This is a genomic window from Enterorhabdus sp. P55, assembly GCF_009911695.1.
In the GTDB taxonomy this organism is placed as follows: Bacteria; Actinomycetota; Coriobacteriia; order Coriobacteriales; family Eggerthellaceae; genus Enterorhabdus.
This window is the reverse complement of record NZ_QWKK01000025.1, coordinates 1-11,507: the sequence shown is the minus strand read 5'-3', so window position 1 is coordinate 11,507 and position 11,507 is coordinate 1. Positions and strand designations below refer to the sequence as shown.

The 11,507-nt window shown below is 68.5% G+C and carries 10 protein-coding genes and 1 pseudogene; 9 read left to right on the top strand and 2 right to left on the bottom strand.

Annotation, left to right across the window (positions count from 1 at the left end; genetic code table 11):
- The first annotated feature begins 73 nt into the window (after positions 1-73).
- From D1643_RS04225 to D1643_RS04185, 9 genes are all read left to right on the top strand, one after another.
- Positions 74-637 carry a hypothetical protein gene (locus tag D1643_RS04225; protein ID WP_160708967.1) on the top strand — a complete coding sequence of 188 codons (564 nt, stop codon included), beginning with the start codon at positions 74-76 and terminating at the stop codon, positions 635-637.
- Positions 638-751: 114 nt separating this feature from the next.
- Positions 752-1,336 (top strand): signal peptidase I, encoded by a 585-nt coding sequence (locus tag D1643_RS04220; protein ID WP_160708965.1) that lies wholly within the window; start codon positions 752-754, stop codon positions 1,334-1,336.
- Positions 1,275-1,961, top strand: coding sequence for a SipW-dependent-type signal peptide-containing protein (locus D1643_RS04215; RefSeq protein ID WP_160708963.1), 687 nt, complete (start codon positions 1,275-1,277; stop codon positions 1,959-1,961). Before D1643_RS04220 ends, D1643_RS04215 begins: the two co-directional genes overlap by 62 nt.
- Before the next feature lie 58 nt (positions 1,962-2,019).
- Positions 2,020-4,107: a BspA family leucine-rich repeat surface protein gene (locus D1643_RS04210; protein ID WP_160708961.1), complete on the top strand. Its 2,088-nt coding sequence runs from the start codon at positions 2,020-2,022 to the stop codon at positions 4,105-4,107.
- Positions 4,108-4,137: 30 nt separating this feature from the next.
- The gene (locus D1643_RS04205) at positions 4,138-4,836 is read left to right on the top strand and encodes a hypothetical protein (RefSeq protein ID WP_160708959.1); all 699 of its coding nucleotides are present in this window, start codon (positions 4,138-4,140) and stop codon (positions 4,834-4,836) included.
- Between the two features lie 2 nt (positions 4,837-4,838).
- Positions 4,839-5,483, top strand: coding sequence for a hypothetical protein (locus D1643_RS04200; RefSeq protein WP_160708957.1), 645 nt, complete (start codon positions 4,839-4,841; stop codon positions 5,481-5,483).
- 196 nt (positions 5,484-5,679) lie between these two features.
- Positions 5,680-7,863, top strand: a complete 2,184-nt coding sequence (locus D1643_RS04195) for a type IA DNA topoisomerase (RefSeq protein WP_160708955.1) — start codon at positions 5,680-5,682, stop codon at positions 7,861-7,863.
- Between the two features lie 130 nt (positions 7,864-7,993).
- Complete coding sequence (locus D1643_RS04190; protein WP_160708953.1) at positions 7,994-9,298, top strand: hypothetical protein; 1,305 nt, start codon at positions 7,994-7,996, stop codon at positions 9,296-9,298.
- Between the two features lie 640 nt (positions 9,299-9,938).
- Positions 9,939-10,850, top strand: coding sequence for a site-specific integrase (locus tag D1643_RS04185; RefSeq protein ID WP_160708951.1), 912 nt, complete (start codon positions 9,939-9,941; stop codon positions 10,848-10,850).
- A 98-nt stretch (positions 10,851-10,948) separates the two neighbouring features.
- On the opposite strand, the gene D1643_RS04180 is transcribed toward D1643_RS04185, so the two are convergent.
- Positions 10,949-11,239, bottom strand: coding sequence for a hypothetical protein (locus D1643_RS04180; protein WP_160708949.1), 291 nt, complete (start codon positions 11,237-11,239; stop codon positions 10,949-10,951).
- A gap of 118 nt (positions 11,240-11,357) precedes the next feature.
- A pseudogene (locus D1643_RS04175) lies at positions 11,358-11,507 on the bottom strand (single-stranded DNA-binding protein); the annotation flags it as partial.

Here is an 11,507-nt window from a genome sequence, read left to right as displayed (position 1 = left end):
CTGACCCCCTTCAAAACCCCGAGCCAATGGGGGTGGGGCGCGAAGAGCGCCCCACCCTTGGAAAGGCATACCCATGATCACCGAGAACACCCCCGAGGAGGCCCCGCAGGGCACTCGGAAGACGGTCTCCCGCGCGACGGTCGCCCACTACGTCCTCACCGCCCTGCTGGCCGCGGCATGCGCCGCCTGCGCCCTGGCGCTCGTCCTCGTCGCCGACGAGTTGGCCAGCCGCGACGACGGGGGCTCCCACGCCCCGCAGGCCCAGCCCCAGGAGGCGGGGGAGGCCCAGGCCGCCCACGAGCACGCCTGGCAGCCGTCCTACGAGATCGTCTCGCATCCGGCGGCGACCCACGAGGTCGAGCACCCCGCCGTCATGGCGTCGCGCGTGGAGGAGCACACCGTTTGTAACACGTGCATGAGCCCCATCGACGGCATGACCGCAGAGCACGCCGAGGAGTACGGCCACGCGGGCTACACCACCGGGGTGCCCGTCGCGGTGGACTACGTCGAGCAGGAGGCCTGGACGGAGACGGTCGTCGACGCCGAGGCCTACGACGAGCTCGTCAAGGTGGCCGACGTCTGCGCGGCGTGCGGGGAGACGCAGCCCTCGGCGTCCGTCGAGGGCCAGCCGGCCTAGCGGCGCCGGCGGCCCCTCGGGGCCCGGGCCGCCGCGCCCGGCCCGACCCCCTACCTCGGCCTAGCCTGACGGCCCGGACCCCGGGGGAGCCGCCCGGATAAGAAGGAGGAGCAGTTGATCGGAACCGCCATAAGACGCGCAGCGAACGCGCTGCTGACCGCCGAGCTCGTCGCGCTCGTCGCCTTCGCGGCCCTGTGCTTCGGGGGCCTGCCCTTCGGGCTGGCGACCTACGGCGTCATGACCGGCTCCATGGAGCCGGCGATCCACGTGGGCGACCTCGCCTACGTGGACACACGGGTCACCGGCGAGGACGTGTCCCCGGGGGACGTCATCGCCTTTGACATAGGGGACGGCCAGACATGCACCCACCGGGTGGTAGCCGTCGACGAGGAGGCGCGGGAGATAACGACGAAGGGCGACGCCAACGGCAACCCCGACGCGTTCCCGGTCGCCTTCGACCGCGTGAAGGGGCGGACGGTCGGCTCGGTGCCGCTGGCGGGAGACGTCCTGCTGAGCATCACCGAGAACCGCGTGCCCTGGATCCTCGCCGTCGGCAGCGTGCTCGCGCTGACCTACGCGCTGACCTGCGTCCCCGCGGGAAGAGCAAGGAAGAGATCCGACCAGAAAGGGAAGGAAGATGGAACAGATCAGCCAGATGACCGAGACGGGGCCGGCTGCCCCCGAGCAGAAGCGAGCTAAGGCCAAGGCCCTCATCACCGCCGGCGTGGCCGGCGCGCTCGTGGTAGGAGCCATGGGCACGTTCGCGTACTTCACTGGAACCGACACCGTCGAGAACGTGTTCACGATGAGCGAGGGCCTGGCCGACAAGATCGAGGTCGTCGAGCCCGGCTGGGACCTCACCGACGAGGACGCCAACGGCGTGCCCGATGCCGCCGAGAACCTGGTGCCGCTCCAGACGGTGGCCAAGGATCCGGCCGTGAAGAACGGCTCCGACATCGAGGCCTGGTGCTTCGTGCAGGTGAAGGTGCCCACGGCGGAGGTGTCCGTCGTGGGCGAAGACGGCGCGCCCGCCGCCGCGGCCTCCCACGAGCTGTTCACCTACGAGGTGAACGAGGGCTGGACGCAGAGCGGGGATCCCGTCGTAGCCGACGGCTACACCACCCACACCTACCTCTACGGCAGCAAGGTGGCCCCTGGGGCGTCCACCCCGGCCCTGTTCGACGACGTGACCATGATCAACCTCGTCGAGGCCCAGGGCAACTCCGGCGCCGACAAGATCACCGTCGACGGCCACGCCATCCAGGCGGAGGGCTTCGCCGACGCCGCCTCGGCGTGGGCGGCCTACGGCGCCCAGAACGCCTAGAAGACCACGCTACGCCGGCGGGGCGCCTCGCGCCCCGCCCGTCCTGAGAGGAGAGCAGATGAACACAGAGAAGGGCGGCTACCGCATCGACGAGGCCCTGGCGGCCGTGGACGAGGCATCGCCCGGGGCGGTCGTCATGTCGCGTCGCTCTTTCGCCAAGTTCGGGGCCGCCGTCGCGGCTGCCGCGGCTATGGGCACGCTCGGCACCTACGCGTTCTTCACCGGCACCGACCGCAAGGAGAACCAGGTGTCGGTGGCCGACAACCTCAACGTCAAGGTCGTCGAACCCGCCTGGGATCCCGAGGCATCCAAGAACGTCGTCCCGGGCCAGCACGTCCCCAAGGATCCGCGCATCCGCAACCTGCACGACGCCATCGACGGCTACCTGTTCGTCGAGATCCGCGTGCCAACCGCCGTGGTCAGCGTCTACGACCCGCAGACCCAGACCGTCCTGCCCGCCGCCCGCACCCCGCTGTTCAGCTTCGACGCGAGCGAGGAGTGGGTGGTGCTCCAGACCTTCGACGACGGCGACGACGTGGTCTGGCGCTTCGGCTGGCCCGAGCCCATCGGGCCCAAGTCCGACACGCCCCCCATCTTCGAGGAGGTCGTGGTGGCCAACCTCGCCGAGGAGCAGGGCCAGGCCGGAAAGCACGTGGTCGGGGTGACCGGCTACGGCATCCAATCCACGGGGTTCAGCAACTGCCAGAACGCCTGGGATGCCTACAAGAGGCAGAACGGCATCGGCGACGGGGCGCCGCCGGCCGGCGTGAGCGCAGTGACGGCGGGCACCCTGCTCAAGTTCGTGGCGGACACGCCGCCCGAGGTCGGCGACACTCTTGACGGTGCCGAGGTCACCTGCGTGGTGCCCGACGTCGAGACGGGCGCGGCGGGGTGCCTCTCCGACACGCCCGGCGCCATCGAGCGTGTGGAGTGCCTGGTACCCACTGCCCCCGAGGACACCTCGGATTGGTTCAAGGACATGAGCTCCTGCGAGGCCATGGACCTCTCCGGGCTCGACACGGCCGGCATCAAGGACTCGGCGGGGATGTTCGCTGGGACGACCAAGCTCGTCGAGGTGACGATGAGCCCTGCGGCAAACCCCTCGATCCTGCCCGAGGGGTTTGCCGCAGCCGATGGGAACATCGCATATCGTCGTGGAGACATCTACGCCATCGTGGTGTCGAGGGGATCCTCCGATGATGCGATTTACTTCGAACGGCTTCTCGTGGAGCCAAAGGTCGGAGAAATCTATCGTGACCTCCCGATTAGCCACGTATGCAAGGGAATTGAAGACATCCAAACACCTACCTGGTTCCCAACATACTCGTTCAATATCAAGAAAGCACAGATCGTCAGCGCATTCGCGCCGAAAAGAACCAGCAATTGGTTTGCGCAGATGAGCGGGGTGCCCCTGATCGAGGGCCTAGAGCTGATCGACATGTCAAAGGCAATCGACGTGAGCAGGATGTTCTTCAACTGCTCCAGCCTGACCTCCCTCGACCTCTCCTCCTGGGACATGGGCCAGGTAGCGAACGCTTCACAGATGTTCGATGGCTGCTGGCGGCTAGCCGCCATCGACGGCCTCGAATCGTGGAACGTGCGCAGCCTCGAAGACGCTACAAGCATGTTCGGTCGGGCCGAAGCTCTATCCTCCCTCGATCTATCTTCATGGAGGATGCCAAACCTCACCAGCGCGACGAGCATGTTCTATCAATGCAAGGCGCTTGAGAATATCGGCAATCTGTCTCAATGGGACATGGGCCAGGTAGCGAACGCTTCACAGATGTTCAGCGGTTGCAAGTCCCTAAAGGCTCTCGAAGGGTTGCCCTCATGGAAAACGTCTGCCTTGAGCTCGACGAGAAGCATGTTTGAGAACTGCTCCAGCCTGACCTCCCTCGACCTCTCCTCCTGGGACATGAGCTCATGCAAAACCATGTATTGGATGTTTGGGCGGTGCACTGCGCTCACATCCATTGGAGACGTCTCCGGCTGGAACACCGCCAATACGAGCGATATGACCGGAACCTTCTGTCAATGCGGATCGCTGGAGTGCAATTGCAGTTCATGGCCTGTCGGCGCTGTCACCTCGCACAGTAGCTTCAATGAAAATGCCTATAAAGTGCTGCCGCCTTCCTGGGCGGCGTAGCGGCCGAGCGGCCCGGAAGGAGGTCGGCAGTTGAGAGTCAACGAAAAGCCGGGGAAGCGCCCCGAGGCCGTCCTCCTGGCGGCCGGCCTGGCGCTCCTCATCGCTACGTCTGGCGCCGTGGCCGCCGTCTCCGCGCAGGTCGTGGCCCACGGCAGGGTGGAGACGGGCGGCGTCGACGTGTCGCTCGCGGCCCTCTCCCCGGGAGCGGGATCCCTCGTCACGGGCCAGCGCGCCGCCAACGACGTCGCGGTCACCGCGACGGGCGGCGAGTGCTGGATCCGCCTCAAGTCCGAGACGTCCGCCCTCGGCGCGCCGTTCGGCGACGTGACGTGGGACAGCTCGCCCGAGGGCCTGGGCGAGGAGTGGGTCTGCGCGGCGGACGGCTGGTGGCACCTCACCCGGCCCCTCTCCGCCGGAGAGGCCGTCACGTGGCCAGGCTCCGTGGAGTGCCCCGTGTTCGAGCAGGAGCCTCGCGAGGGAGGATGGGCCTGGGTGCCGGCTTCCCGGCCGCTCGACCCCACCAAGTGGGCCGATCCCAGCCCCGATCCGTCCGACGACCCGGCCCTGAGGGCGTACGAGGAGGCCTCGGGCGCCGAGCTGCGCGTGCGAGTGACCGCGGAGGCGGTGCAGAGGGCGGCATTCGAGCCTGACTTCGGCGCCGACGACCCTTGGGTAGGCGTCCAGGCCGAGCCCGCCATGCACACCTACGAAGGGGAAGGGAGGATCTGACCATGAAGATGGCGCGCATCGCCGCCGCGGCCGCCCTCGTCTCCGCCCTGGCAGGCGCCCCCGGCGCCGCATGGGCGGAGGGGGAGGCCTACACGCTGAGCTATGACGGGGGCGAGGCGACGCTGAGCTCCGACGACCTGCTCGGGCACGTGGGCCCGATGTGGCCCGGGGGGAGCTACGGCGGCGCGCTCGTGCTCTCGAACGGATCCATGGCGCCCGCGCAGGCGACCCTCTTCATGGTGGGCGCGGAGACCGGCGCGGCCAACCGCGGCGAGGCGGCGGAGCTCCTGGAGCGCTGCTGGCTGAAGGTCTCGTGCCAGGGCTCCACCGCCTACGACGGCCCGCTGTCCGGCTCCGCCATGTCCGGCCCCGCCCCGCTCTGCTCCCTCGAGCCCGGCGGCTCGGCGGAGCTCGCCTACGAGGTCTCGCTGCCGCCCGGCCTCGGAAACGAGTTCGCCCTCCTCGTCCACGAGGCCGCCTGGGGCATTGAGGTCGCGGAGCTCCCGGACTCGGCCGGGAGCTCTGGCAACCGGGGGCCGTTGGCCCAGACGGGGGACGGGGCCCTGCTCGCCCTGGCCGCGATCCCCGCGGCCCTCGCGGGAGGCGCTCTCGCCGCGTCCCGCCGTCGGAAAGGGGGCCGGGCATGAGCCCCTGGGGCCTGGCAGCCGTCGCATGGGGATCCTGCCTCGGCTGGGCCCTGTCGATCCTTGCGACGGGCCGCATCTTAACCCCTCGCAAAACCCCAGGTCAACGGCTTGCGGAGAGCCCTTCTAAGCCCCGATCTCAAGTCGCCCCGACTATTCATACCCCCCTTGGGGCCGTTTTCAGAGAGCAGGAGGCCTCATGAGGCTCGTCATCGCCGAGAAGCCGATGCTGGGGCGCGACATCGCCCGCGCCATATGCGGGAGGGAGGTCTCCGAGACCGCCAGGCTCCCCATCTCGGGAAACGGCTACGTCGTGTGCGCGCTGGCCGGCCACGTGCTCGAGCTCGTGGAGCCTGGGGACATAGACCCCCGCTGGAGGTGGGACGGGGAGTTCGACGAGTCCCGCCTGCCCATCGTCGTGGACGACTGGCCCAAGCGGCCCATCGAGGGCAAGGAGGGCATCGTCGAACAGGTCTCGTCGCTCCTCGGCGAGTGCGATTCCGTCGTTCACGCCGGCGATCCGGACGACGAGGGGCAGCTGCTCGTCGACGAGCTCCTCGACTACCTGGGCTACGCCGGCCCGGTCGAGCGCGTCCTGGTCAACGACAACATCGAGGCCAACATCAGGGCCGCGTTCGGGCGGCTCGAGGACAACGCGCGCTACCGGCCGCTCTCGGCGTCCGCCTACGCCCGCCAGATGGCGGACATGGCCTTCGGCGTCTCGGAGTCGCGCCTGGCGGGCATGCGCCTGCGGGCCAAGGTGTCCGTCGGCCGCGTGCAGACCCCCACCCTCGGGCTCGTCGTCGCGCGCGACCGCGCCATAGAGGGCCATGAGCGGCGTGCCTTCTACACGCTCGTCGCCCACGTCGCCATAGACGGGGGAGGGGCCGTCGACTTCAAGCTGAGCCCCTCCGACGAGCTGCTGGCGGGCGACGAGCGCATCTGGTCGCGCGAGCCGCTGGAGGCCCTGGCGGCCGCGCTCCAAGGCCGCGCTCTGGCCTTCGAGGCTACGGCCCGCACGGGCCAGAAGCTCCCGCCGCTGCCCTACGACCTCACCACGCTCCAGGCCGAGCTCTCGAAACGACACGGGATGACCGCGAAGCAGACGCTCGAGGCCACCCAGCGCCTGCGGGACGAGCACCACGCCATCACCTACAACCGGAGCGACTGCCGCTACCTCCCCGAGGAGTACCACGCCCAGGCCCCGGCGACGCTCGCCGCCGCCTTCGCGAACGTCGGGAGATCCTGGGACGTTGACGCGTCTTTGCGGGGACGCGCCTTCGACGACGCCAAGGTGGGCGCCCACGGCGCCATAATCCCCCAGGAGACGCGCTTCGACGCGAGGTGCCTGCGCGACCACGACCGGTGGGCCTACGAGGCCGTCGTGGAGCGCTACGCCATGCAGTTCGCCCGCCCCCTGGCCTACGAGGAGTGCTCCTCGTCCGTCCCCTGCGAGGCGGGATCGCTCGAGCACAGGGCGAGGAGGGTGACAGACCCGGGCTTCACGGCCGCCTTCGGCGAGCCCGAGGAGGAGGGGGAGGACGAGAGCGCGGCCGCCTGGGTCGACCCGGGCCGCCACGAGGGCAAAGTCGCCTCCTGCGAGCTCAGGGAGGGCAAGACCAGCCCGCCCAAGCCCTACTCCGAGGGCACGCTCGTCACCGACATGGCCTCGGCGGCAAAGTACGTCTCCGACCCCGCCCTCAAGGCCGCCCTCAAGTCCAAGGACGAGGGCAAGGCCGGGGAGCACGGCGGCATAGGGACGACGGCCACCCGCGCCGACGTCATCGAGCGCCTCAAGGCGCGGGGCTTCGTCGAGGAGTCCGGCGGCAAGATCCGCTCCACCGAGAAGGGACGCGCCTTCTACGACCTCGTGCCCGCGGACATCCGGGGGGCCGACCTGACGGCGCGCTGGTGGCTCATCCAGCAGGAGGTTGCCGCGGGGCGCGCCGACGTGAACGCCGTGCAGCGCGCGGTGGCCGAGGCCTTCGAGGCGCACAGGGGCGAGGCCTACGCGGGCAAGTCCCTGGCCTCGCCCGGCAAGCCGGTCGGCACGTGCCCGTGCTGCGGAGCGCGAGTGCTCGCCCGCGGCAAGGTGTTCGACTGCGAGTCAAACAGGCGGCGCAAGCTCGAGGACGGCTCCTGGGAGCAGGAGGCGGGCTGCGGGTTCAGGTTCTTCTCCACGGTCGCCGGCAAGCGGCTGACGGACGCCCAGGCCTCGGCGCTGCTCGCCGGCAAGTCGCCCCTCGTGAAGGGTCTCACCTCCAAGGCGGGCAGGAAGTTCGAGGCCCGGCTAAGGCTGGCCCAGGACGGGAGCGTGGAGTTCTCCTTCGACGGCAGGCCGGCGCCGCGGGGGAGGAGGCGGGGCGCCAGCGGCCGGGGCTAGGGCCCGTGCCCGTACCCGCGTACCATGGTATCCAGGTACGGCGAGGAGCCGCCTCCGAACCTGCTATCATTACTAGATCGCTTGGGCAGGCATAGGCAGAGCCTCCCCCGGCAGAAGAGAGGAGACCCGGTTGGCCCGATACACCCTCATGAGCAAGGATCGAGAGGTGCTCGACTTCGAGTACGACGCCGAGATCCACGCCGTCCTCCGCATCATCGAGCGCAAGGACGTCGGGTTCGCGCCCCCGGCCCTCATCGACCCCCAGGGCACGATCACGCGCCGCAACCTCAACGACTGGTGGGCCTCCCGCGCCATCCCCGTGTCCAGGCAGCAGTTCCAGTCGCTGCGCGACCAGCTCGGGGTGGCTGACACCCGAGAGCTCACGGAGCGCAGCCGAGCCCTTTCGCTCACCGACAGGTACTGGGTTCGCGAGGAGGGGGACGACGCGTCGTGGGCCGACGTCAACTTCTTCGACAACGGCTTCGACGAGGAGCTCGGCCTCGTGACGCTCGGCCAGGACAGCACGATCCGCCCGTCTTTCTGCTCCCCCAACGCAAGCCTCGCGGGCGACCTTCGAAAGAAGTGGACGATGCGGGGCGGCCGCGTCGTTCTCATGAAGGCCGCCTCGGGCGCCTTCGGGCAGGAGCCCTACAACGAGGTCGCCGCGACAGCCCTCATGCGGCGGATCCTCGATCCGGGCGAGTACGTCGAGTACGGCCTCGTCGAGGAGGCGGGGCGAACCTACAGCGCCTGCGAGTCCATGGTGACCGGAAACCTCGAGCTCATTCCCGCCGCCGACCTGCTGCGCTCGGCCCCCGGGCTGAAGAACACGACGGGCATGAGGCGGCTCACCGACACCCTCGGCAGATTCGGGGTCCCCGACCCCGGGCACGCGCTCTCCAAGATGCTCGCGGTCGACTACCTGCTCGGCAACTTCGACAGGCATTACAACAACTTCGGGATCCTCAGGGACAGCGACGACCACTCCATCGCCCGCTTCGCCCCCATTTACGACACGGGCTCCTCGCTTTGGATGGATCAGATCCGCCTGGAGGCGCCCGTCGACTGGGAGAACCAAGTCCGGCCGTTCGACGGCGAGAACCTGCGTCCCGGCGATCTCCTGCGCCGCCTGCCTAACCTCTCCTGGCTCGACCCGGCCAAGCTGGACGGCTTTGACGCCGAGCTCGCGGGCATCCTGGCCCGCAACCCGCTCATGCCCCCCGCCAGGATCGAGGCGATCGCAGGCGAGGTCTCCAGGCGCATGGCGACGCTCTCGGCCCAGGCGGGCGGAGGAGGCCGAAGGATCGTCTCCCTGACCCGCAACCCAGCCGAGAGGTCTCCCGAGCCCCCGGGCGCCTCTCGGCCCGCCGCGGCCGCGCGATCCCACGTTCCAGCCCCGCGTGAGCCTGGCGGGTCAAGGCCGCCGTCGCGCTAGCCACTGCGGCTCCTCGCCCCGCGCCGGCCCTGCGCGGCCATTAGTCCTTATATGGCTTCCGCCTTATATGTCCAAATGGGTGGCATACGAGTCGCCGTGTCGACGGCTCCAACGCGCCAGCGCCTGCCCCTGATTCCGGATATGGACACCCTCGGCTACTCCTTATGTGTCCATATCCGACCCCAATGAGCCGCACCGTAGGCTATGCGCCCGGGAAGGAACCTCCCCGTATCTTCGTACCAGCATTCGACGGTATGGGTGGGGGTACGGCGGTATGCACCCTAGCCAGCCTGGCCATTTCAGGCGTGCACCTGCTACCATTGTTAAAGTCAGATAAGCAGGGAGGCGTTCGTCAAGAGGGAGGCGCTGCCCCTCCACACCAGCCAGGACGCCGCGAGCCGGGCGCCGGGGAGGGCTTCCGGCGAGAAGCCCTGACATGTCCCGGGCCCCTCCGGAGAAGCGCCCACCAGGCCCCTCCGCTAAAGACCCGCCGCGTCCTTTTTGAAAGCGCACTTTCAAAAAGGACGCGCTAGGTCAACGTTTCCCCATCCGCACCTCCTCGATGGAGGCGCCGTCGCGCAGCCTCCCGCCCCATGGGATAGCATCGATCGAGTTCCCGTTGACGACGACAGGAGGCATCATGGACTATGAGCTCGTGGACAGGTACTTCGAGGCTGTCGAGGAGGAACAGGCGCTCGCCGATTCGACGCTCCGCACGTATGCCTATGCGATAAGGGACTTCTGCCGCCACCTGGAGAAACTGGGAGCTGCGTCGCTCGATGAAGTCGCGAAGTCTGATGTCTTCGATTACGTAAGAGACCAGATGGATCGCGGCATCTCAGCCTCGACGATAAACACCCGCCTCGTGGCGCTGAAAAGCCTTTTCAGGCACCTGCATGCTTACGGCCTCATCGACGCGAATCCGATGTCAAAGTTTGGGCCACGACGCCCGGCGGCGCATAACTCCACCTCTCCTCGCAGCGTGGATTACATCATCTCCTACCTCAATGGCATGCCCCAAACAACCCCCTTGGGCATTCGCAATCGGGCGTTGGCGGAGATCATCTTTGGCTCCGCCCTCACGGTGAAGCAGCTCGTCAGCCTCAACGTCGACGACCTCTCCCTCGGCCGCCGCGAGATAATCAGCACGCGCCAGTTCCTGAGTGACGAGTCATGCTTCTGGCTCGCCAGGTATCTCGGCCAAGTGAGGGAACCCCTTGCTCGGAAGCGCGCGCCTGAGGGAGCCAACGTGGAGCACGACAACGCGCTGTTCCTCTCACGCACAGGCAGGCGCCTTTTAGGGCGCGACGTCGCCCGCGCGCTCCGAAAGTCGGAGAAGGGGCCGATGACGGCAACCACGCTTCGGCTCTCCCTCCCCTTCATCCTCATCGCCCACGGCATGAGCCCTCTCGCTGTCAACAAGTTCATGGGATGGAGCCCCTCCCGCATACGGCTGGTCCTTGAGATTTACGACTGCATGAACCCGCCAGAGGCAGTCCGGATCGTCCAGCGTCGCCTCGGTAGCAGCGCAGGCGACGAAGGGGCTTCCTAGCGAATTATCGTCGTGGCCTTCGGCGCGCGGCGAAGGGGCGCGCCGAAGGCCACGACGTAGTATCTCCTCTTCATGCCGCCAAACCCTCCAGATCCTCCTCATATCCACGCGAGCGTCACGTCGCAGCCGAGGGACGCGTCGAAGCGCGGCCGCCCCGTGGCGATCGACTTGCGGATCGTCACCGCCTCGACCCGGTACGCCCGGGCGGCGGCGGCCGAGTCGTCGAAGACCCGGGCCGGCCGCGGCCCTCCCGCCCAGGCGCCCACGGCGCGCTTGCGGCGGCCCTCGAACCCCTCACCGGGGTCGAAGTCGTCCGCGTAGCGGTAGTAGGACGGCCCTGAGGTCATGCCTCGGCCGCGCAGGATGCGCTCAAGCGACGTCCTCGGCATGCCCGCGGCCCTTGCCGCCTCCGAGACGGAGCCGTACGCCCTCAGGGGCCGCCTGGTAGCCTTGTCCACCTGGACGACGGCCCTGCCCCTGCCTGCTGCGCCGCTGCGCGGCATGTGCCTAGAAGGGGATGTCATGGTCGTAGACGCCGGCGACGGCGCCATCCTCGAGGTCGCGCTCTCCGGCCTCCCCTCGGCTCGACATGAACTCGAGCTCGTCGACGATCACCTCGATCTTGCTGCGCTTCTGCCCGTCGCGCTCCCACTGGCT

Bases quoted from the DNA above. Each gene is read 5' to 3' on its own strand.
- D1643_RS04225 (WP_160708967.1), top strand. From the start codon at position 74: ATGATCACCGAGAACACCCCCGAGGAGGCCCCGCAGGGCACTCGGAAG.
- D1643_RS04215 (WP_160708963.1), top strand. From the start codon at position 1,275: ATGGAACAGATCAGCCAGATGACCGAGACGGGGCCGGCTGCCCCCGAG.
- D1643_RS04200 (WP_160708957.1), top strand. From the start codon at position 4,839: ATGAAGATGGCGCGCATCGCCGCCGCGGCCGCCCTCGTCTCCGCCCTG.
- D1643_RS04210 (WP_160708961.1), top strand. From the start codon at position 2,020: ATGAACACAGAGAAGGGCGGCTACCGCATCGACGAGGCCCTGGCGGCC.
- D1643_RS04195 (WP_160708955.1), top strand. From the start codon at position 5,680: ATGAGGCTCGTCATCGCCGAGAAGCCGATGCTGGGGCGCGACATCGCC.
- D1643_RS04185 (WP_160708951.1), top strand. From the start codon at position 9,939: ATGGACTATGAGCTCGTGGACAGGTACTTCGAGGCTGTCGAGGAGGAA.
- D1643_RS04180 (WP_160708949.1), bottom strand. From the start codon at position 11,239: ATGCCGAGGACGTCGCTTGAGCGCATCCTGCGCGGCCGAGGCATGACC.